The organism is Isoptericola sp. Y541 (assembly GCF_059445465.1).
Window position 1 is genome coordinate 249,651 of the sequence record NZ_JCAIUJ010000001.1, and the last position, 19,046, is coordinate 268,696.

19 protein-coding genes and 1 riboswitch are annotated in these 19,046 nt (G+C 73.7%); of the genes, 8 read left to right on the plus strand and 11 right to left on the minus strand.

What is annotated here, in order from left to right; genetic code table 11:
• Positions 1 to 44: 44 nt before the first annotated feature.
• Positions 45 to 680 (minus strand): MarC family protein, encoded by a 636-nt coding sequence (locus tag AC1C2V_RS01235; protein WP_495387753.1) that lies wholly within the window; start codon positions 678 to 680, stop codon positions 45 to 47.
• On the minus strand, positions 677 to 1,543 hold the full coding sequence (locus AC1C2V_RS01240; protein ID WP_495387754.1) for a PHP domain-containing protein: 867 nt from the start codon (positions 1,541 to 1,543) through the stop codon (positions 677 to 679). The genes AC1C2V_RS01235 and AC1C2V_RS01240 overlap by 4 nt, the downstream gene beginning before the upstream one ends.
• 174 nt (positions 1,544 to 1,717) lie before the next feature.
• On the opposite strand from AC1C2V_RS01240, the gene AC1C2V_RS01245 reads away from it, so the two are divergent.
• Together AC1C2V_RS01245 and AC1C2V_RS01250 are read left to right on the plus strand one after the other, a co-directional pair.
• A complete protein-coding gene (locus AC1C2V_RS01245) occupies positions 1,718 to 2,620 on the plus strand; it encodes an alpha/beta fold hydrolase (protein ID WP_495387755.1) in 903 nt (300 codons plus the stop codon).
• A gap of 54 nt (positions 2,621 to 2,674) precedes the next feature.
• Positions 2,675 to 4,240 carry an aminopeptidase P family protein gene (locus tag AC1C2V_RS01250; RefSeq protein ID WP_495387756.1) on the plus strand — a complete coding sequence of 522 codons (1,566 nt, stop codon included), beginning with the start codon at positions 2,675 to 2,677 and terminating at the stop codon, positions 4,238 to 4,240.
• Positions 4,241 to 4,936: 696 nt separating this feature from the next.
• Here AC1C2V_RS01250 and AC1C2V_RS01255 read toward each other — a convergent pair.
• Complete coding sequence (locus AC1C2V_RS01255) at positions 4,937 to 5,749, minus strand: YflT domain-containing protein (protein WP_495387757.1); 813 nt, start codon at positions 5,747 to 5,749, stop codon at positions 4,937 to 4,939.
• Positions 5,750 to 5,840: 91 nt separating this feature from the next.
• Between AC1C2V_RS01255 and AC1C2V_RS01260 the strand changes: the two genes are divergently transcribed.
• Together AC1C2V_RS01260 and AC1C2V_RS01265 are read left to right on the plus strand one after the other, a co-directional pair.
• Positions 5,841 to 7,112: a magnesium transporter MgtE N-terminal domain-containing protein gene (locus AC1C2V_RS01260; RefSeq protein ID WP_495387758.1), complete on the plus strand. Its 1,272-nt coding sequence runs from the start codon at positions 5,841 to 5,843 to the stop codon at positions 7,110 to 7,112.
• The gene (locus AC1C2V_RS01265; RefSeq protein ID WP_495387759.1) at positions 7,105 to 7,611 is read left to right on the plus strand and encodes a DUF1003 domain-containing protein; all 507 of its coding nucleotides are present in this window, start codon (positions 7,105 to 7,107) and stop codon (positions 7,609 to 7,611) included. The genes AC1C2V_RS01260 and AC1C2V_RS01265 overlap by 8 nt, the downstream gene beginning before the upstream one ends.
• Before the next feature lie 33 nt (positions 7,612 to 7,644).
• Here the strand turns inward: AC1C2V_RS01265 and AC1C2V_RS01270 are convergent, their stop codons facing one another.
• Positions 7,645 to 8,454: a maleylpyruvate isomerase family mycothiol-dependent enzyme gene (locus tag AC1C2V_RS01270; RefSeq protein ID WP_495387760.1), complete on the minus strand. Its 810-nt coding sequence runs from the start codon at positions 8,452 to 8,454 to the stop codon at positions 7,645 to 7,647.
• Between the two features lie 111 nt (positions 8,455 to 8,565).
• On the opposite strand from AC1C2V_RS01270, the gene AC1C2V_RS01275 reads away from it, so the two are divergent.
• The 4 genes from AC1C2V_RS01275 (at position 8,566) to AC1C2V_RS01290 (ending at position 13,057) form a co-directional block, all read left to right on the plus strand.
• Complete coding sequence (locus AC1C2V_RS01275; RefSeq protein WP_495387761.1) at positions 8,566 to 9,159, plus strand: P-loop nucleotide/nucleoside kinase family protein; 594 nt, start codon at positions 8,566 to 8,568, stop codon at positions 9,157 to 9,159.
• Positions 9,156 to 10,310, plus strand: a complete 1,155-nt coding sequence (locus tag AC1C2V_RS01280) for an Mrp/NBP35 family ATP-binding protein (protein ID WP_495387762.1) — start codon at positions 9,156 to 9,158, stop codon at positions 10,308 to 10,310. Before AC1C2V_RS01275 ends, AC1C2V_RS01280 begins: the two co-directional genes overlap by 4 nt.
• 70 nt (positions 10,311 to 10,380) lie before the next feature.
• Entirely contained in the window at positions 10,381 to 11,646 is a 1,266-nt protein-coding gene (galK, locus tag AC1C2V_RS01285; protein ID WP_495387763.1) for a galactokinase, read from the plus strand.
• A gap of 106 nt (positions 11,647 to 11,752) precedes the next feature.
• Complete coding sequence (locus AC1C2V_RS01290) at positions 11,753 to 13,057, plus strand: alkaline phosphatase (RefSeq protein ID WP_495387764.1); 1,305 nt, start codon at positions 11,753 to 11,755, stop codon at positions 13,055 to 13,057.
• A gap of 214 nt (positions 13,058 to 13,271) precedes the next feature.
• On the opposite strand, the gene AC1C2V_RS01295 is transcribed toward AC1C2V_RS01290, so the two are convergent.
• The 7 genes from AC1C2V_RS01295 to AC1C2V_RS01325 all read right to left on the minus strand — a co-directional run bounded on the left by AC1C2V_RS01295 (position 13,272) and on the right by AC1C2V_RS01325 (position 18,948).
• A complete protein-coding gene (locus AC1C2V_RS01295; RefSeq protein WP_495388423.1) occupies positions 13,272 to 14,093 on the minus strand; it encodes an exodeoxyribonuclease III in 822 nt (273 codons plus the stop codon).
• Between the two features lie 68 nt (positions 14,094 to 14,161).
• Positions 14,162 to 14,644, minus strand: a complete 483-nt coding sequence (locus AC1C2V_RS01300) for a VOC family protein (protein ID WP_495387765.1) — start codon at positions 14,642 to 14,644, stop codon at positions 14,162 to 14,164.
• Between the two features lie 117 nt (positions 14,645 to 14,761).
• Positions 14,762 to 15,625: a polyphosphate kinase 2 family protein gene (locus AC1C2V_RS01305; RefSeq protein WP_495387766.1), complete on the minus strand. Its 864-nt coding sequence runs from the start codon at positions 15,623 to 15,625 to the stop codon at positions 14,762 to 14,764.
• Positions 15,626 to 15,707: 82 nt separating this feature from the next.
• Positions 15,708 to 16,565, minus strand: a complete 858-nt coding sequence (locus tag AC1C2V_RS01310; protein ID WP_495387767.1) for a bifunctional 5,10-methylenetetrahydrofolate dehydrogenase/5,10-methenyltetrahydrofolate cyclohydrolase — start codon at positions 16,563 to 16,565, stop codon at positions 15,708 to 15,710.
• Positions 16,562 to 17,845: a serine hydroxymethyltransferase gene (gene glyA, locus AC1C2V_RS01315; RefSeq protein ID WP_495387768.1), complete on the minus strand. Its 1,284-nt coding sequence runs from the start codon at positions 17,843 to 17,845 to the stop codon at positions 16,562 to 16,564. The genes AC1C2V_RS01310 and glyA overlap by 4 nt, the downstream gene beginning before the upstream one ends.
• A gap of 81 nt (positions 17,846 to 17,926) precedes the next feature.
• A riboswitch (ZMP/ZTP riboswitch) is annotated at positions 17,927 to 18,014 on the minus strand.
• A gap of 21 nt (positions 18,015 to 18,035) precedes the next feature.
• On the minus strand, positions 18,036 to 18,620 hold the full coding sequence (locus AC1C2V_RS01320; RefSeq protein WP_495387769.1) for an NPCBM/NEW2 domain-containing protein: 585 nt from the start codon (positions 18,618 to 18,620) through the stop codon (positions 18,036 to 18,038).
• Positions 18,550 to 18,948: a hypothetical protein gene (locus tag AC1C2V_RS01325; protein WP_495387770.1), complete on the minus strand. Its 399-nt coding sequence runs from the start codon at positions 18,946 to 18,948 to the stop codon at positions 18,550 to 18,552. Before AC1C2V_RS01325 ends, AC1C2V_RS01320 begins: the two co-directional genes overlap by 71 nt.
• Positions 18,949 to 19,046 lie beyond the last annotated feature (98 nt).

Here is a 19,046-nt window from a genome sequence, read left to right on the forward strand (position 1 = left end):
CCATGTTTGCGGATCGGCGTCCGCCGGCGGCGGACGCCGGGTGCTCACTGCGCCATCTTGACGAACTCCGTGACCGCCGTGGCGATCTGCTGGACCGCGATCGCGGCCAGCAGGAGGCCCGCGATCCGCGTCACGAGCGTGACGCCGGAGTCCTTGAGCACCCGGTGGATCACGTTCGCGAACCGCATCGCCAGGTACAGGCTCACGTGCACCAGCACGATCGCCACCGCGATGGCGATCAGCTGCGGCGCGCCGCCGTCCGAGACGCTGGTCTGCTGCACGAAGACCATGGTCGCGACGATCGCGCCCGGGCCGGCGAGCAACGGCGTCCCGAGCGGCACCAGGGCCACGTTGACGCCCTTGTTCCCGGACGGCGCCGGCTCCTCCATCTTGCCGGTCAGCAGCTCCATCGCGACCAGCAGCAGGAGCAGCCCGCCGGACGCCTGCAGCGCGGGCAGCGAGATGCCCATGTAGTGCAGCACCTGCTGGCCGAAGAGCGCGAAGACCACGATGACGCCGAACGCGACGAGGATCGCCTGCCGCGCGGCGCGGTTGCGCTGCTTAGCGCCCATGGCGGAGGTCAGGCCCAGGAAGACCGGAACGGTGCCGGGCGGGTCCATGATCACGAACAGGGTGACGAACACCTCGGTGAACAGCGCGGTGTCCAGCACCGCGCTCACGGGCGGATCACGTCCAGTCGACCTCGATCCTCGATCTGTGCGAGCACCTCGGGATCGGTGGAGTTCTCCCCGATGCGGTTCAGCTTGCCGGTGCCGTGGTAGTCGCTGGAGCCCGTGACCAGCAGCCCGAGCTCGGCCGCCAGGCCCCGCAGCCGGTCGCGCGAGGCGGCGTCGTGGTCCCTGTGGTCCACCTCGAGCCCCGCGAGGCCGACGGCGGCGAGGTCTGCGACGGTCTGGTCGCTCACGACGCGCCCCCGAGCCCCCGCGGCCGGGTGCGCCAGCACGGGCACGCCGCCCGCGGCGAGCACCGCGCGCACGGCCGCATCCGTGTCGGGGGCGTAGTGCGGCACGTAGTACCGGGCGCCCGGGTGCAGCATCGTCGCGAACGCCTCGTCCCGCGACGCGACCACCCCCGCGGCGACCAGCGCGTCCGCCAGGTGGGGGCGCCCCACCGTGGCGTCGTCGCCCGTCTGCGCGACGACGTCGTCCCACGTCACCGGGAAGTCCTCCGCCAGCAGGTCCGCCATCCGGCGCGCCCGCGTCAGCCGGTCGGAGCGGGTGCGTTCAAACTCGGCGCGCAGGTCCGTGCCGTCCGGGTCGTGCAGGTACGACAGCAGGTGGACGCTGATGCCCCCTTCGGCGGTGCGCACCCGCGTGGACACCTCGGTGCCCCGCACCAGGGCGACCCCGGTGCCGGCAACGGCGTCGGCGGCCTCCGCCCAGCCCGCGGCGGTGTCGTGGTCGGTCAGCGCCACCACGCTCAGCCCGGCTCCGGCCGCGGCCTCCAGCACGGCACGCGGCCGGTCGGTGCCGTCGGACGCCCGCGAGTGGGTATGGAGGTCGATCACGGGCCGAGTCGTCACGGGCCCAAGTCTAGGGAGCGAGGGGCGTGACGACGCGCGATCCGGCGCCCGCACCGGTGCGACGTCGGCCACGTCCGCCGCCCGAGCGTCGTGAAGGCGGGAGACACAAGCTCTCCACCGCGCCCGCTGCTCCTGCCCCCGGCACGCGCCGATGGGCGCGAGACGATCGTCGCGATGGACCACACCCGCGCCGACGTCGCCCCCTCGCTGCCCGACCTCACCCCCCTTCCCGGATCCGGCCACGGCCGGTCCGGGATCGTCTTCGTGCACGGCATGCGCACGTCGTCGGCGATCTGGGAACGGCAGCTGGAGCACGTCCGCGACGCGGGCCACGACGCGGTCGCGGTCGACCTGCCCGCGCACGGCGCGCGGCACGGCGAGCGGTTCTCGATGCCCGGCGCCTTCGAGGTGCTCGACGACGCGGCCCGGTCGTTCGACGCGGGGACGCCGGTGGTCGTGGTGGGCCTCTCCCTCGGCGGGTACACCTCGCTCGCCTGGGCGGCCCAGCACGCGGCGCAGCAGGCCCAGCACGCGGCGCGGCACACCACCCCCGCCGCCGACGCCGACGCCGACGCCCCGAGGCTGGCCGGGGTGGTCGCGGCCGGCTGCACGTCCGACCCGAAGGGCAAGCCCGTCGCGCTGTACCGCGACGTCGCTCGCCTCGCCGTCTCCGGCACGACGACGCTCCGACGCGGCCTGCGGGACGCGTCGCTGGCCTGGCAGTCCGCGCTGATGGGCGGGCGCTCCCGCGCCGGCGGCACGCAGGTGGCCGAGCTGATGGGTGACGCCCTCGGTACCGCGGGCGTCCACCGTCCGGGCTGGGACGTGGTGACCGACGCGCTCACCCACCTCGCCGGCAGGTCCTCGGTGGCGAGCACGCGCGCGCTCCGCGTGCCCGTGTGGTTCGTCAACGGGGCGCGCGACCGGATGCGGCTCGAGGAGTCCCGCCACGTGGCGGCCGCCGACCGCGGGGCGCTCGTCGTCGTGCCGGAGGCAGGTCACGACGTCAACTCCGATGCGCCCGACGCCTTCAACCGCGTCCTGACGCGCGCCCTGCACGACTTCGCCCGCGCCTGAACCGCGCCCCCCGCCCGGCCCGTCCGCCCCGCCGTCGGGTGGGACACTGGAACCATGACCGACTCCACCCCCGTCGACGAGTCCGCACCCGCCCCGAACACTCCGCCCGGCGAAGAGGACCGCGGCAGCAACCGTTCCCAGCGCCCCGTCTCCGAGGCGTTCAGGTCGTTCATCACCTCGCACTGGGCCCCGCGCGCCGACCTCGGCATCGTCGCGGGCGACGCCGCCCCGTTCACCGCCGAGCGTCGCGCGAAGCTCTCCGCTCTCTTCCCCGGTGCTCGGCTCGTGATCCCCGCCGGTCCGCTGAAGGTCCGGTCCAACGACACCGACTACCGGTTCCGCCCGCACTCCGCGTTCGCGCACCTCACCGGCCTGGGCACCGACCAGGAGCCCGACGCCGTGCTTGTGCTGCACCCCGTCGCCGAGGGCGAGGGCGACCCGGGCGCCGACGGCGCCCCGTCGCGGCACCACGCCGTGCTCTACGTGCGCCCGCTCGCGGCACGCGACACCGAGGAGTTCTACGCCGACTCGCGCTACGGCGAGTTCTGGGTGGGCGCCCGTCCCTCGCTCGACGACGTCACGACGCTCACCGGCGTCCACGCGCGCCACGTCGACGACCTGCGCGACGCCCTGGCCAAGGACGTCGGCGCGGACGGCGTGCGGATCCTCGTCGTGACCGGCGCCGACGAGGGCATCGAGACGCTCGTCGAGGCGATCCGCGAGGAGGCCGGCGTCGAGGCCGAGTCCCAGGACGGGTCGTTGGTCGAGGCGACCTCCGAGCTGCGCCTGGTCAAGGACGCGATCGAGCTCGAGCACCTGCGCGAGGCCGTGGCCCGCACGATCGAGGGCTTCGAGGAGGTGGTGCCGGCGCTGCCCAAGGCCGTGGCGCACCGCCGCGGCGAGCGCGTCATCGAGACGACGTTCGACGCGCACGCCCGGATCGAGGGCAACACCGTGGGCTACGAGACCATCGCGGCCGCCGGCGAGCACGCCACCACGCTGCACTGGATCTCCAACGACGGCGTGGTCCACGAGGGCGAGCTGGTGCTGCTGGACGCGGGCGTCGAGGTCGACTCCCTCTACACCGCCGACGTCACCCGCACCCTGCCGGTGGACGGCAAGTTCACCGACGTGCAGCGCAGGATCTACTCCGCCGTGCTCGACGCGGCTGACGCCGCGTTCGACGTCGCGAAGCCGGGCACGAAGTTCCGTGACATCCACGCCGCCGCGATGGAGGTCATCGCGGCCCGCCTCGAGGAGTGGGGCCTGCTGCCCGACGGCGTGACCGCCGAGGAGTCCCTGTCCCCCGAGGGCCAGCAGCACCGTCGCTGGATGGTGCACGGCACCAGCCACCACCTGGGCCTCGACGTGCACGACTGCGCGCAGGCGCGGCGCGAGCTCTACCTGGACGGCGTGCTCGAGCCGGGCATGGTGTTCACCATCGAGCCGGGCCTGTACTTCAAGGCCGACGACCTCGCGGTGCCCGAGGAGTACCGCGGCATCGGCGCGCGGATCGAGGACGACGTGCTCGTCACGGAGGACGGGAACGAGAACCTGTCCGCCGCCCTCCCCCGCCGTCCCGAGGACGTCGAGGCCTGGATGGCGCGCCTGCGCGGCTGACCGGACCCATCCGCTCTGCTCGGCAGGGGGTTGATCTCTTCGGCATACATTTGTGCCGAGGAGATCAACCCCCTGCCGAACTGACCTGAGAGCGCCAGGGCATTGTCCACGGGCATGGTCGCCTTGTTCCTGTGGTCCGCCAGTCTTGGCGTGTGACCGACGACGCCCCCCTCGTGATCGCCCGCGCGTCCAGCGGCACGAACTCGACCGAGCGCGCCGCGCCGGGGAACTCGAAGGACTTCGTCACGGCGCGTACCGGCGAGCGGAGCCGACCCGCGTCGAGCACGCCGCGGAGACCGCTCGACGGCGGATGCTCGACCTCGCCCGTGCCGTGCACCGTCAGCTCACGGCGGACCACGTCTTCAGTCACGAGACCGCCGCCCGGTGCCACGGGCTGCGCCTCTGGACGCCTCCCGCCGCGACGCACGTCGTGCAACGCTGTCGACGATCCGGTGGTGCCGCGTCGGACGTCCGGCGGCACCTGACCTCGCTCGTCCCTGCGCACCCCTGGCGAGGATCGTCGACACGCTGGCCGCGCGCTTTCCGGATGACGTACGCCGAACGCTGCGCACCCATCCTCTGCTCCCATCGCCACCAGGGAGTCCGCGGCCACCTGCTTCAGTTCGGCAGTAGGTGGGTCCGTTCGGCAGACATCCGTGCCGAACAGAACAATCCGTTGCCGAACTGATCGACGGGTCAGGGCTGGGGCGGGCGGTACGGGTCGTCCCGCTCCTCCGGTCGCGGCTCCTGCGGCTCAGTGGTCTGCGGCTCCGAAGGCTGGGGCTCGGCCGTCGAGGGCTCGGCGGTCTGCGGCTCGGCGCTCGGAGCCTGCGGGGCCGCGGGTGCCTGCTCGCCGGCGGGGCGCATGGCGCCGTACCGCGGCGCGCCGCTGGGTGTGGTCCAGCGCGGGTCGGGAGCGCGGGGCGTGGTGGGGGCGGGTGCAGCCGGCGCCGACCCGGCGGGAGCGGCCGGTGCCGCCGCGGGCGGGGCGGAGACAGTGGTGGATCCGCGCCGCGCCTTGCCCAGGCCGTTGGGCGACTTCAGCAGCATGGACCGCGCCTCGCCGGCCTGCTCCGGCCCGCAGAGGATCGCGTAGGTGGAGGCCACGATCTGCGAGGAGGAGGTGAAGTCTCGCCGCCCGCCGGTCAGGGCGTAGGACAGCACGGAGAAGAGCAGGCCGAAGCCGGCGCCCAGCCCGATGCCGACCAGGAGCACGCCACCCATCCCCGCCCCGCCGAACAGGCTCAGCAGCAGCCCGACGAAGAAGCCGAACCACGCGCCCGACAGGGCACCCGCGAGCGCCACCCTGCCGTAGGACAGGCGGCCGGTCACCCGCTCGACCATCCGCAGGTCGGTGCCGACGATCGTCACGTGCTCGACGGCGAACTTGTTGTCCGACAGGTAGTCGACGGCCTGCTGGGCCTCGAGGTACGTGTCGTACGCGGCGACCTCGTCGCCGCCCGGCAGGGTGGGGACGCGGGGCACTGCGTTCGGGCGGCTGAAGGTCATTCACCCAGTCTGGCCCCTTCCGGGCCCAGGCACCACCACACCGCGCGCCTCCTACCAGGACCGACGGGTTCGCCCCGCGTAGGCTGACCGCGTGAGCGTGGCAACCAGGGTCTTCGTGGCACGCCTCGCCGGCACCCAGGTCTTCGACCCGATCGGTGACGAGGTGGGGCGCGTGCGCGATGCCGTCGTCCTGATCCGTGCCAAGGGCGCGCCCCGCGCCGTCGGCCTCGTCGTGGAGGTGCCGGGTCGCCGCCGGGTTTTCCTCCCCCTGACGCGGGTCACGGCGATCGACGCCGGCCAGGTGCTCTCGACCGGCCTGCTGAACATGCGCCGCTTCGAGCAGCGCGCGATGGAGTCGTTGGTGCTGGGCGAGCTGCTCGACCGCACGGTGCGGCTCTCGGACGGCTCCGGCGAGGCGACGGTGGAGGACCTGTCGATCACCCGCCAGCGCACGGGCGACTGGCTCGTGGACCAGCTCTTCGTGCGCCGCAAGCAGCCGTCCAAGGGGCTGTCGTTGCGCCGCCGCGGCGAGACCCTCGTGGTTCCCGTGACCGCCGTGACCGGCCTGGCGGGTTCCACACAGGAGCAGGGCGCCGCCAAGCTGCTCGAGGCATACGAGGGCCTGCGGCCCGCCGACCTGGCGGACGTGCTGCACGAGCTCGGCGACACGCGCCGCCTGGAGGTCGCGACCGCCCTCGACGACGAGCGACTGGCCGACGTGCTCGAGGAACTGCCGGAGGACGACCAGGTCGCCATCGTGTCCCGGCTGGACTCCGGGCGCGCGGCCGACGTGCTCGAGGCCATGCAGCCGGACGACGCGGCCGACCTGCTCAACGAGCTGCCCAACGAGCAGGCAACCCGGCTTCTGGAGCTCATGGAGCCGGAGGACGCGAAGGACGTACGGCGCCTCCTCTCCTACGCCGAGGACACCGCGGGTGGCCTCATGACCACCGAGCCGGTGATCCTCGGCCCGGAGACCTCGATCGCGACGGCGCTCGCGCAGATTCGCAAGCAGGACCTGCCGCCCGCGCTCGCCTCCATGGTGTTCGTCGTGCGGCCGCCGCTGGAGACGCCGACCGGCCGCTTCCTCGGCGTCGCCCACTTCCAGCGGCTGCTGCGCGAGCCCCCGCACGCCTCGGTAGGGTCCGTCCTCGACACGGACACCGAGTGGCTCACCTCCGACGCCACGGTAGGCCGGGTCACCCGGCTGCTGGCCGCGTACGACCTCCTCGCCCTGCCCGTGCTCGACAACGCGAAGCGGCTCCTCGGCGCCGTCTCCGTCGACGACGTGCTCGACCACATCCTCCCGGACGACTGGCGCGAGCACATCGACGAGAACCTGGAGGAGGTGCCGCGTGGCTGACCGCCTCGACCAGCCGAAGGAGAGCCGCCGCACCTTCATCCCCCGCCCGCAGATGGACCAGGACGCGGTGGGCAAGGCCACGGAGGGCATCGCCCGGTTCCTCGGCACCCCGCGCTTCCTCGTCTACCTCACCGTGTTCTGCGCGATGTGGCTGGCTTGGAACGCCTGGGGGCCGCAGGAGCTGCGCTTCGACTCCGCGGCGAACGGCTTCACCGCGCTCACCCTCATGCTGTCGCTGCAGGCCAGCTACGCGGCGCCGCTCATCCTGCTCGCGCAGAACCGCCAGGACGACCGGGACCGGGTCACGGCCGAGCAGGACCGGCAGCGCGCCGAGCGCAACCTCGCCGACACGGAGTACCTGGCCCGGGAGATGGCCGCCCTGCGGATCGCGCTCGGCGAGGTCGCCACGCGCGACTTCGTGCGCTCGGAGATCCGCAACCTCCTCGAGGAGCTCGAGGAGAAGGAGGTCGAGCGGAGCCGGGACGCGTCGTCGTCCTGAGTCACGGCCCGGGCGAGGTCCGAAGCACCCGGATCACTGCATGGCGCCGACCGCAGCGACGCGCAGCGCCACCACGGCCCCGGCGTCGCCGGTGAAGCGCGCCGGCTCGGCGCCGGCACGCCCCCACAGCCAGAGGTCGAGGTCGGCGGCGGCACCCGCGACGACGGCGACGGCAGCGGCGTCAGCATCGGCAGCGGCGTCGACCAGCCGTCCACCCCGCACGTCGTACTCCCGGCCCGACTCGGGACCGGTACCGCGCACCCACCCGAGCTCGACGTACCACGTGTGCGCCGCCTCGCCGGGCGCGTCCACCGCGACGGCGACGGTGCCGCCGTCCGGCACGAAGGTCGTCCAGTCCGGGTGCCCGTCGAGCAGGACGCCGAGCACCTCGTCCACGCCGTCCGCGGCGACGTCGGGGTCCGGCGGCGTGACGCCGCGCCCGGCCGTCTGCTCGGCGTCCACGCGGTGGATCAGCGCCTCGTGCTGCTGGCGCCGGGTCACCCACCCGACGGTGTGGCCCTCCGGGTGCCATGACCAGCACGGCTCGTGCGGGTCACGCCCCGCGAGCGCCGCGACCAGCCGGGCGGTGCTTCGGCGGACGAGGTCGGTCAGGGCCGCGTCGTCGTCCGGGCGCTCGAGGGCGACGACGGCACCGTGCGCCCTCCCCGCGCCCGGCTCGTGGCCGACGACCTCCGCCCAGAAGGCCTGCACCGACGCCACGTGGAACGCCAGGTCGCCCGCCGTCCACTCCGGGCAGGCCGGCACGCGGGCTTCTGCGGGCGCGGCGTTCACGGCCTCGACCAGCAGGGCCGAGTCGCGGGCTATCGAGGCGAGGGCGTCCATGCTGGTCAACGTAGCCCTCGGCAGGTCCTACCGCGCGGAGCGCCACCGCGTCCGGAGCGATAGCCTCCGCCGGGGGCTCACGTTCGGTCACCGAAGGAGGTGCTGCTGGTCATGGCGCGACAGGTGGTGCTCGTGAACGGCCTGCCCGGGTCCGGCAAGTCGACCCTGGCGGCGCCGCTCGCCGCGCGGCTCGACGCACCGCTCCTGGGCAAGGACGTCGTCAAGGAGGCCCTCGCGAACGCCTCCGACCCCCGGGCACACGCCCGGCTCGGTGCCGCCGCGTCGGAGGCGCTGTGGCTGCTGGCCGCCGCTCCGCTGCCGCTCGTCGTCGTCGAGTCCTGGTGGTTCCGGCCCCGCGACCTGGACCACGCACTGCGCGGGCTGGCGACGGCCGGCGCCGACGCCGTCGTCGAGGTCTGGTGCGACGTGCCGCCCGCCGTCGCGCGCGAGCGCTTCGAGGCCGGGGCACCGCACCGGCACCCCGCGCACACGGACGGCCGCGACATGGCGGCCGAGTGGGCCGCGTGGTCCGCCCAGGGCACGCCGCTCGCCCTGGGGCGCGTCGTCATGCAGGATACGAGCGGCCCCGTGGACGTCGGCCACCTGGCGCACCGGGTGGCCGCGGCGCTGCCGGGCGCCGCCGCGGGCGCCCGTGACCGACGCCGCACCGGCCCGGGGCGCTCCGCGCCTAGGATCGAGGCATGACCACCGGCTCCCCCGACAGCTCCGCACCGCTGAGCGACCTCGTCCGCACCGCGCTGGGCACGGTCATCGACCCGGAGATCCGCCGCCCTCTCACCGAGCTCGGCATGGTCCGGTCGGTCGACGTGCACGACGGCGGGCGGGTGACGGTCGGCATCGACCTCACGGTGGCCGGCTGCCCGATGAAGGGCACCCTGGTGCGCGACGTGACCGCCGCCGTGGAGACCCTCGAGGGCGTGACCGGCGTCGACGTGCAGCTGGGGGTCATGACCCCGGAGCAGCGCCAGTCGCTGCGCTCGCAGCTGCGTGGCGGCGCGGGCGACCCGGTGATCCCGTTCTCTCAGCCGGGGTCGCTCACCAAGGTGTACGCGATCGCGTCCGGCAAGGGCGGCGTGGGCAAGTCGAGCGTGACGGCGAACCTCGCGGTGGCGATGGCGGCCGACGGCCTCAGCGTGGGCGTCGTCGACGCCGACATCTATGGCTTCTCCATCCCCCGCATGCTCGGCGTGGACCGTCAGCCCACGCGCGTGGACTCGATGCTGCTGCCGCCGGTCGAGCACGGCGTCAAGGTGGTGTCCATCGGCATGTTCGTGCCGGCGGGGCAGCCGGTCGTCTGGCGCGGCCCCATGCTGCACCGCGCGCTCGAGCAGTTCCTCGCCGACGTGTTCTGGGGCGACCTGGATGTGCTGCTCCTCGACCTGCCGCCCGGCACCGGCGACATCGCGATCTCCGTGGCCCAGCTGCTGCCGAGCAGCGAGATCCTCGTCGTGACCACGCCGCAGGCCGCGGCCGCCGAGGTCGCGGAGCGCGCCGGGTCGGTCGCCACCCAGACGTCGCAGGGCGTGGTGGGCGTGGTGGAGAACATGTCGTGGCTGGAGCAGCCGGACGGGTCGCGGCTGGAGGTCTTCGGCTCCGGCGGCGGGCAGCGCGTGGCCGACCGGCTCGGGCAGACCCTCGGTACCCCCGTGCCGCTGCTCGGCCAGGTGCCCCTGGACGTCGCAGTGCGCGCGGCGGGCGACGACGGCACCCCCGTCGTCCTCAGCGACCCCGACTCCGCCGGCGCCCGCGTGCTGCGCGACGTCGCGCGATCGCTCGGCCGCCGCTCCCGCGGGCTCGCGGGCATGCACCTGAACCTCAGCCCGGTCTCGGGCTGACGCGATACCCTCGCCCGGGGCACGCCGCGGTGCCCCCCACCTACCCCGCTTACGAAGGAGCAGCACTGCCATGAGCACGCCCGAGTGGCTCGAGTCCTGGTCCGACGACGACGGCGCGCGGCGCGCGGCGAAGCTGTTCGCCACGACCTTCGGCGGCGGTGACGGCAGGGACGACGGCGCCGGGCCTGACGGCGTGTGGTCGGCCCCGGGCCGCGTCAACCTCATCGGCGAGCACACGGACTACAACGGCGGCCTGGCGCTGCCGACCGCGCTGCCCCACCGCACCTACGTCGCCCTGCGCCGCCGGGACGACGACGTCGTGCGCCTCGGCTCCGCGCAGGCGCCGGGCGAGACCTGGACGACCCACCTGGCAGACGTCGCCCCCGGCGCTGTGACCGGGTGGGGGGCGTACGTCGCGGGCGTCGCGTGGGCGCTGCGCGAGGCGGGGCGCACGGTGGGCGGCTTCGACGCCGTCGTCGACTCCTGCGTGCCGTTCGGTGCCGGCCTTTCCTCGTCGGCCGCGCTGGAGTGCGCCGTCGCCGTCGCCCTCGACGAGGTCTTCGGACTCGGCCTCATCGGTGACCCTGCGGACGACGCGGGCCGGGCGACGCTCGTCACCGCCTGCGTGCGCGCCGAGAACGAGATCGCCGGCGCGCCGACCGGTGGCATGGACCAGGCGGCGTCGCTGCGCTGCACGGCCGGGCACGCCCTGCTGGTCGACTCCCGCCCCGGGCTGACCGCGCTGGAGTCCGGCACCCCCGTGCCCTTCGACCTCGCCGCCGCCGGTCTCACGCTGCTCGTGGTCGACACCCGCGCCGAGCACTCCCACGTGGACGGCCAGTACGCCGAGCGGCGCGCCAGCTGCGAGCACGCGGCGTCACTGCTCGGGATCGAGACGCTGCGAGACGTGGACGCCGACCACCTGGACGAGACGCTCGCCGCGCTCGAGCCGCACGACCCGGACGGCGTCCTGCATCAGCGCGTGCGGCACGTGGTCACCGAGATCGCGCGCACCGAGGAGTTCCGCGGCCTCGTCACCGGCGGCCGGGCCGGCGAGGTCGGGCCGCTGATGGTCGCGTCGCACGCCTCCCTGCGCGACGACTACGAGGTCTCCGCACGCGAGCTGGACCTCGTCGTGGACGCGGCCCTCGCCGCCGGGGCCCTCGGCGCCCGGATGACGGGCGGTGGATTCGGCGGCTCCGCGATCGCGCTCGTGCGCGCCGGCGAGGTCGACGACGTGGTCGCGGCCGTGCAGGCCGCGTTCGACGACGCCGGGCTGCGCTCGCCCGGCTTCCTGCTCGCGCCGCCGTCGGCCGCCGCGGGCCGCACCGCCTGACCCCCGTCGTTCGAGCCTCCCCCGAGATGCCGGCCGCGGCCGGGCCTGCTTACGGTGCCCCGGCATGGCGGCACGGACGCCGCCGGCATGCGTTCGAGGAGGAGCGATGTCACGCAAGGCAATTCTCAGGGCAGGCGCCGCGGGCCTGACGGCGCTGGCCGCCGCCGGCGCATCCGTGGCCGCGGTGGCGTCGTACGACGCCACCGAGCGGCCCGCGGGCCACGCCGCCGACCGCGACCACAGGCACCCGACCAAGGACAGGGCCCGCAACGTCATCTTCATCCAGGGCGACGGGATGGGGCTCTCCGCGCGGGAGCTCATCCGGCTCGCCACGGAGGGCAAGGACGGCCGGCTGACCATGGACTCGCTGGACGAGGCCGGCTGGACCGCGACCGACTCCGCGGACCCGGAGGAGGCCGTGACCGACTCCGCCGCCGCGGCGACGGCGTTCGCCACCGGCGTGCGCACGTTCAACGGGGCCGTGGGCGTCGACGCGGACGGCACCCCGGTCGAGACGCTGCTCGAGCGGGCGAAGCGGGGAGGCAAGGCGACCGGCCTCGTCTCCACGGCGCAGGTGACCGACGCGAGCCCAGCCGCCTTCGGCGCACACGTCACCGATCGGTACGACCACAGCGAGATCGCGCGCCAGTACCTCGAGGAGACCAGGCCCGACGTCATGCTCGGCGGTGGCGAGGACTGGTGGTACCCGGCGGGCGACCCGGGCGCCTGGCCGGACAACCCGGCCCAGGACCCCGAGGAGGAGAGCCAGGGCACCGAGGGCAACCTCGTCGAGCGGGCGCAGGAGATCGGGTACACGTACGTGAGCGACGCCGAGGGGCTGGCCGACGCCGACGGCCGTCGCCTGCTCGGCCTGTTCGCCAACGAGGAGACGTTCCAGCAGGCCAACGAGGGCGAGGGCGACATCTACTCGCCTGAGGTACCGCTCGTCGACATGGCCGCCAAGGCCCTCGACGTCGTCTCCCGGGACCGGGACGGCTTCTTCCTCTTCCTCGAGGAGGAGGCGATCGACGAGTTCGCCCACCAGAGCAACGCCACGCGCACCATCGAGGCCGGGCAGTCGCTGGACGAGACCGTCGCGCTCGCGCTGGACTTCCAGAAGAAGCACAAGGACACGCTGATCCTCGTGGTCGGCGACCACGCCACCGGCGGGCTCGCCATCGAGAACGTGGACGCCGACGACGAGTCCGGCGCGGGCGCGACCGCCGAGGACGGCCCGTTCCCGATCCCGGGCACGGACCTGGAGTTCACCGTCGACTGGACCACCGGCGGGCACACCGGCGAGGCCACGCCGATCACCGCGCAGGGCCCGGGAGCCGACCGGCTCAGCGGCGCCCAGCTCAACACCGACGTGCACGACGCGGTGCTGAAGGCGATGTTCCCGCGCCGATAGTTCCGCCGCCGGTTGAGCCTGTCGAGACCCCGCGCCGCCGGTTGAGCCTGTCGAAACCCCGCGCCGCCGGTTGAGCTTGTCGAAACCCCGCGCCGCCGGTTGAGCTTGTCGAACCCCTCACGCAGGTTTCGACAGGCTCAACCAGCGAGGATCCGGGTTTCGACAGGCTCAACCAGCGAGGATCCGGGTTTCGACAGGCTCAACCAGCGGAGACTCAGAGGTCGTACGTGGCGATCACGGGCGCGTGGTCGCTCCACCGCTCGTCGTAGGTGGGCGCGCGGTCGACCTCGACCTTGACGGCCCGCGGCGCGAGCACGGTGTTGGCAAGCTGGTAGTCGATGCGCCAGCCGCGGTCGTTGACGTACGACTGCCCGCGCCACGACCACCAGGTGTACGGTCCGGGGCCGTCGCCGGCGTGCACGCGGCCGAGGTCGGCCCAGCCGAGCTCGCCGAGCCAGCGGTCCACATACGCCCGCTCCTCGGGGAGGAATCCAGCGTTCTTGAGGTTGCCCTTCCAGTTCGCGATGTCGGCGTTCTGGTGGGCGACGTTGAGGTCGCCGGCGACGACGGCGGGCCGCTCGGCCGCGGCGAGCTCGGCCAGGCGCGCCGTCACCTTGTCGAGGTGCGCGTACTTGGCCGCCATCGTGTGCTCCTTGCCCGGGGTGTTCGTCCCCGAATGCAGGTAGGCGGAGACGGCCGTGAGCAGGCCGCCGCCCGGCAGCTCGACATCGGCCTCCACCCAGCGGCCGGTGTCGACCGGGGGCTCGGGCTCCCCCGCTGGGCCGTGGGCCGCGAGACCCATGCGGACGGCGTGCAGCGGCAGCCGCGACGCGACCGCCACCCCCGCGCGGCCCTTGATCTCGCTCGGCAGGTGCGCGACGTGCCAGCCCTCGAGGAACTCGTGGACCAGCTCGTCGGGGGCGCGCACCTCCTGCAGCAGCAGCACGTCCGGCGTGCGGGTGGCGATCCAGGCGTCCATGTTGCGGCGGAAGGCGGCACGGATGCCGTTGACGTTGGCGGTGGCGACGGTCAGCACGCCGGTCATCCCATCACACGCCGGCGACACCGCCCGCACCCGACGACGTCGGCGGCGGGTGCCCCTGCTCACTCTCCGCGGTAGGCGGCCTCCAGCACGGGGACCTCGATCTTGTGCATCTGCAGCATCGCGTTCATCACGCGGATGTTGGCCTCGGTCGTGTAGTCGCCCGACAGCTCCTCGAGCCGCTTCGGCACGACCTGCCACGAGACGCCGTAGCGGTCCTTGCACCAGCCGCAGGGCCCGGGCTCGCCGCCGTCGGACGTGAGGACCTCCCAGTACCGGTCCACCTCCTCCTGCGAGTCGACCCGCAGGTAGAAGCTGAAGGCCTCGTTGAGCTGGAACTCCGGCCCGGCGTTGAGCCCGATGACGCGGTGCCCGGCCAGCGTGAACTCCACGATGAACGGCCGCCCCGGCTCGGCCCCGGGCACGCCCTCGGGCGAGACCAGCACCGAGCCCACCGAGGAGTCGGGGATGTGCGCGGCGTAGAACTCGGCGGCCTCGTGGGCCTTGTTGTTGCCGAACCACAGGTGGGTGAGCACGTCGACCATGTCCGTCTCCCGTTCTTCCCGGCCCACGCGCCGTCGGTGGCGCGCGGTGTCGTCCCAGGGGTCGACCGGGACGGGCGGGCGAACTCATCGCCAGTCAGATGCCGGTCGGATGGGACGTCACGTCGCGGCGAGGCGCGCCTTCTCCTTCTGGACGTCGAACGTGGCGGCCGGCCAGCGCGGGTCGATGTCCTCCAACGCCTCCAGGAGCAGCGCCTGCACCGCCAGCCGGGCGTACCACTTCGCGTTCGCGGGCACCACGAACCACGGGGCGTTGTCGGTCGAGGTGCGCTCGAAGACCTGCTGGAAGGCATCCATGTACCGCGGCCACAGCAACCGCTCGTCGACGTCGCCGGGGTTGTACTTCCAGTGCTTGTCCGGTCGTTCGAGCCGCTCGGCCAGGCGCTCCTTCTGCTCCTCGTACGAGATGTGCAGCATGACCTTGACGACGCGGGTGCCCGCGTCGGTCAGCCGCTTCTCGAACTCGTCGATCGCGCCGTACCGGCGCTCGATCTCCGCGGGCGGGGCAAGCTCGCGCACCCTGCCGATGAGGACGTCCTCGTAGTGCGAGCGGTCGAAGACGCCGATGTAGCCGGCCTCCGGGACCTCCTTCTCGACCCGCCACAGGAAGTCGTGGCCCAGCTCCTCCGGCGTGGGCTTCTTGAACGCCTTCAGGTGGATGCCCTGCGGGTCGGTGGCGCCGATGACGTGGCGCACGATGCCGCCCTTGCCGGCGGAGTCCATGGCCTGCAGCACGAGCAGCACGGCCGGCGCGGACGGGTCCTCGCGGCTCTGGGCGTAGAGGCGCTCCTGGAGCTCGTCCAGCTCCTCGGCGCCCGCTCGGAGGTCGGCCGCGCCGTCCTTCTTCTTCCCCTCGTACCCGGGCTTCGCGTCGGGGTCGACGTCCGCGAGCCGGAACCCCTCGCCCACCCGGAGCAGCTCGCTCGGCTCGCCCGCCCATCCCTGCTGGCTCTTCGCGGTCATGCGCTCATGATGGCGGACGTGACCGGGCCCGTCGCCCCGAAGGGACGACGGGCCCGGGACGCGACCTCTCGGGCCGCGGCGCTCAGGCGACCGAGCGCTCGGCAGCCTCGACGGCGCTGCGGAACAGCATCGCGATGGTGGTCGGCCCGACGCCACCGATCCGCGGCGTGATCGCGCCGGCGACCTCCTCGCAGGACTCGTCCACGTCCGGCAGCAGCTTGCGGCCCTCGTACCGGACACCGCCGCCGATCACCGTGACGCCCGGCGTCAGGTGCTCCGGCCGCAGGATGCCCGGGACACCAGCGGCGGCGATGACGATGTCGGCACGCTTGGTGTACTCCGGCCAGTCCGGCACCCCGGTGTGGACCACGGTGACGGCCGCGTTGGCCGTGGGACGTTTCTGCGAGAGCAGCAGCGCCAGCGGCCGCCCGAGGGTCGTGCCACGGCCGAGGATGCACACCTCGCGACCGGCGACCGGGATCTCGTAGTGCGCCAGCAGCGTCTCGATCCCCGCCGGCGTCGCCGGCACCGGGCCCGGCATGCCGAGCGCGAGACGCCCCATGTTCACCGGATGCAGCGCGTCGGCGTCCTTGTCCGGGTCGAGGGCCAGCAGCGCCGCGTCGAAGTCGATCTGCGGAGGGGTGGGGTGCTGGATGAGGACGGAGTCGACGTCCTTGGCGTCGTTCATCTCCCGCACGGCCGCCAGGACGTCCGCCTGCGTGGCGTCCTGCGGCAGGTGGATGTGCGGCGAGGTGAACCCGAGCTCGGTCGCCTTGTCCATCTTCATCCGGACGTAGCCGGCGCTCGCCGAGTCGTCGCCGACGAGGATCGTGCCGAGCCCCGGCCGGTGACCGGCGGCGACGAGCGACTCGATCCGCGGAGCGAGGTCTGCGAACACCGCCTCCGCGACCGGCTTGCCCGGCAGCATCCGGGCGGTCACTGCTGCAGGCCGGGGTAGAGCGGGAAGTCGGCGGTGAGCTTCGCGACGCGGGCCGAGAGGGTGTCGACGTCGGCCGAGGCGCCGTCGCGCAGGGCCACCGCGATGATCTCCGCGACCTCGGTGAACTCGGCGTCGCCGAACCCGCGGGTGGCGAGCGCCGGCGTGCCGATCCGCAGGCCGGAGGTGACGCGCGGCGGGCGCGGGTCGAACGGCACGGCGTTGCGGTTCACGGTGATGCCGGCATCGTGCAGGAGGTCCTCCGCCTGCTGGCCGTCGAGCGCGGAGTTCCTCAGGTCCACGAGCACCAGGTGCACGTCGGTGCCGCCGGTGAGCACGGACACGCCCTGCTCGGCGACGTCGGCCTGGGTCAGCCGCTCGGCGATGATCTGAGCGCCGCGCAGCGTGCGCTCCTGACGGTCCTTGAACTCGTCGGTGCCCGCGACCTTGAACGCGACGGCCTTGGCCGCGATCACGTGCATGAGCGGGCCGCCCTGCTGGCCCGGGAACACGGCGGAGTTGATCTTCTTGGCGTACTCCTCCTTGCTCAGGATGAAGCCGGAGCGCGGGCCGCCGATGGTCTTGTGCACGGTGGAGCTCACGACGTCGGCGTGCGGCACGGGGCTCGGGTGCAGGCCCGCGGCCACGAGGCCGGCGAAGTGCGCCATGTCCACCCAGAGCTTGGCGCCGACCTCGTCCGCGACCTCGCGGAACGCGGCGAAGTCGAGGTGGCGGGGGTAGGCGGACCAGCCGGCGATGATGACGTCGGGGCGGTGCTCGAGAGCGCGCTTGCGCACCTCGTCCATCTCGATGCGGTACGACTGCGGGTCCACTCCGTAGGCGCCGACGTCGTAGAGCTTGCCGGAGAAGTTGATCTTCATGCCGTGCGTGAGGTGGCCGCCGTGCGCCAGCTCGAGGCCGAGGATCTTGTCGCCCGCGTTGATGAGGGCGTGCAGCACTGACGCGTTGGCCTGGGCGCCGGAGTGCGGCTGGACGTTCGCGGCCTCGGCCCCGAACAGGTCCTTGACCCGGGCGATCGCGAGGTTCTCCGCGATGTCGACCTGCTCACAGCCGCCGTAGTAGCGGCGGCCCGGGTAGCCCTCGGCGTACTTGTTGGTGAGCACGCTGCCCTGCGCCTGCAGGACGGCGCGGGGCACGAAGTTCTCGCTCGCGATCATCTCGAGGGTGTCGCGCTGGCGGGCCAGCTCCCCGTCGAGGACGGCCGCGATCTCGGGGTCGAGCTCGGCCAGGGGCGCGTTGAACGTGGGGTCGGGAGTGCTCATGCGGCGTTCTCCTGCTGTGTCGGACGGCGTTCGGACAGGCTCGGCCGACCGTCAGGAGGCCGGGCCATCATGTCAATCGAGCGACCGGGCCCAGGCGAACGACCCGTCGTCTGCACAGCGCGTCGCTCCCCGATGGTGATCCACCTGTACGCCAGTCGCGACGCCGTCGATGCTAGCAGCAGAGGGCGGGTCAGGAGCCGGCGCAGGCGAGCCGGGCGTCCCCCCACGCCGCGTGGTCGTTGTTCTTGCCGTCGCCGCCGTCGCCGACCTGCAGGGAGAGGGACTCGACGCCGGTCACGTCCACCTCGAGGGGCTCCGGCGCCGTCTCGACGGTCACCGGGTCGGCGTCCGAGCCCACCGTGGCCAGCGGCACCCCGTCGCCGACGACCGTGAACGTCGCGCTGCCCTCCTCCGGGTCATCCCCTCCGGGCTCGATGCCGGGCGTCGCGGTGAACGTGGCGCATGCCCCGCCGAGGCGCACCTGGACGTCGGCGGGGGCGTGCGCGACGATCCCGTGCGCGAACTGCTGGCCCCCGACGTCGATGGGCCCGCCGCCCAGGTCGACGTCCCGGGTGACGTCGCCGAAGCCCGTCGTCGCCTCGACGAACGGTAGGCCCGAGACCCAGGCGTCGCCCTGCGGCACCGGCGGCAGGACGTCGAGCCGCGCGGCGTCGCCCGAGCGGATCGTCCGGCCGTCCCGCGTCTCATAGGTGCCGACGACCGGCAGGTCGACGGCGCCGACCGGCCCGTCGCGGCCCGTCGCGGCCCACCGCACGGCCCAAATCCCTGTGACCGTCTGCCCGCCCGCGAGCCGGCCCCGCGTCACTGCCTGGGTCGAGCCGCCGGTGATCCACGACCACGCCGCCATGCCCGGGGTCGGCCACGTCCGTCACCACGCCCAGCGAGCCCACGGTCAGGACCTGCCGGCCGTCCCGGCGCACGGCGAGGTCGAGCGCGCCGTCGACGAGCCGCACCTCGGCGTCGACGGAGCCCGACGGCGAGGCGACGCGCCACCGGGAGGCGTCGGCGTCCCCCTCGGCCGCCGCGCCGGGGCCGGCCGCGGCGACGCCGAGGGCGACGGCGACCGCCGTCACCGGTGCCACCAGGGATCGCAGGCCTCGGGGCCTCGTACGTCGTGCCGGGCGGTGGGTCATCGCCACTCCTCGTCGTCGAGTCGTGCGGCTCGTCGTCGAGCCGTCGC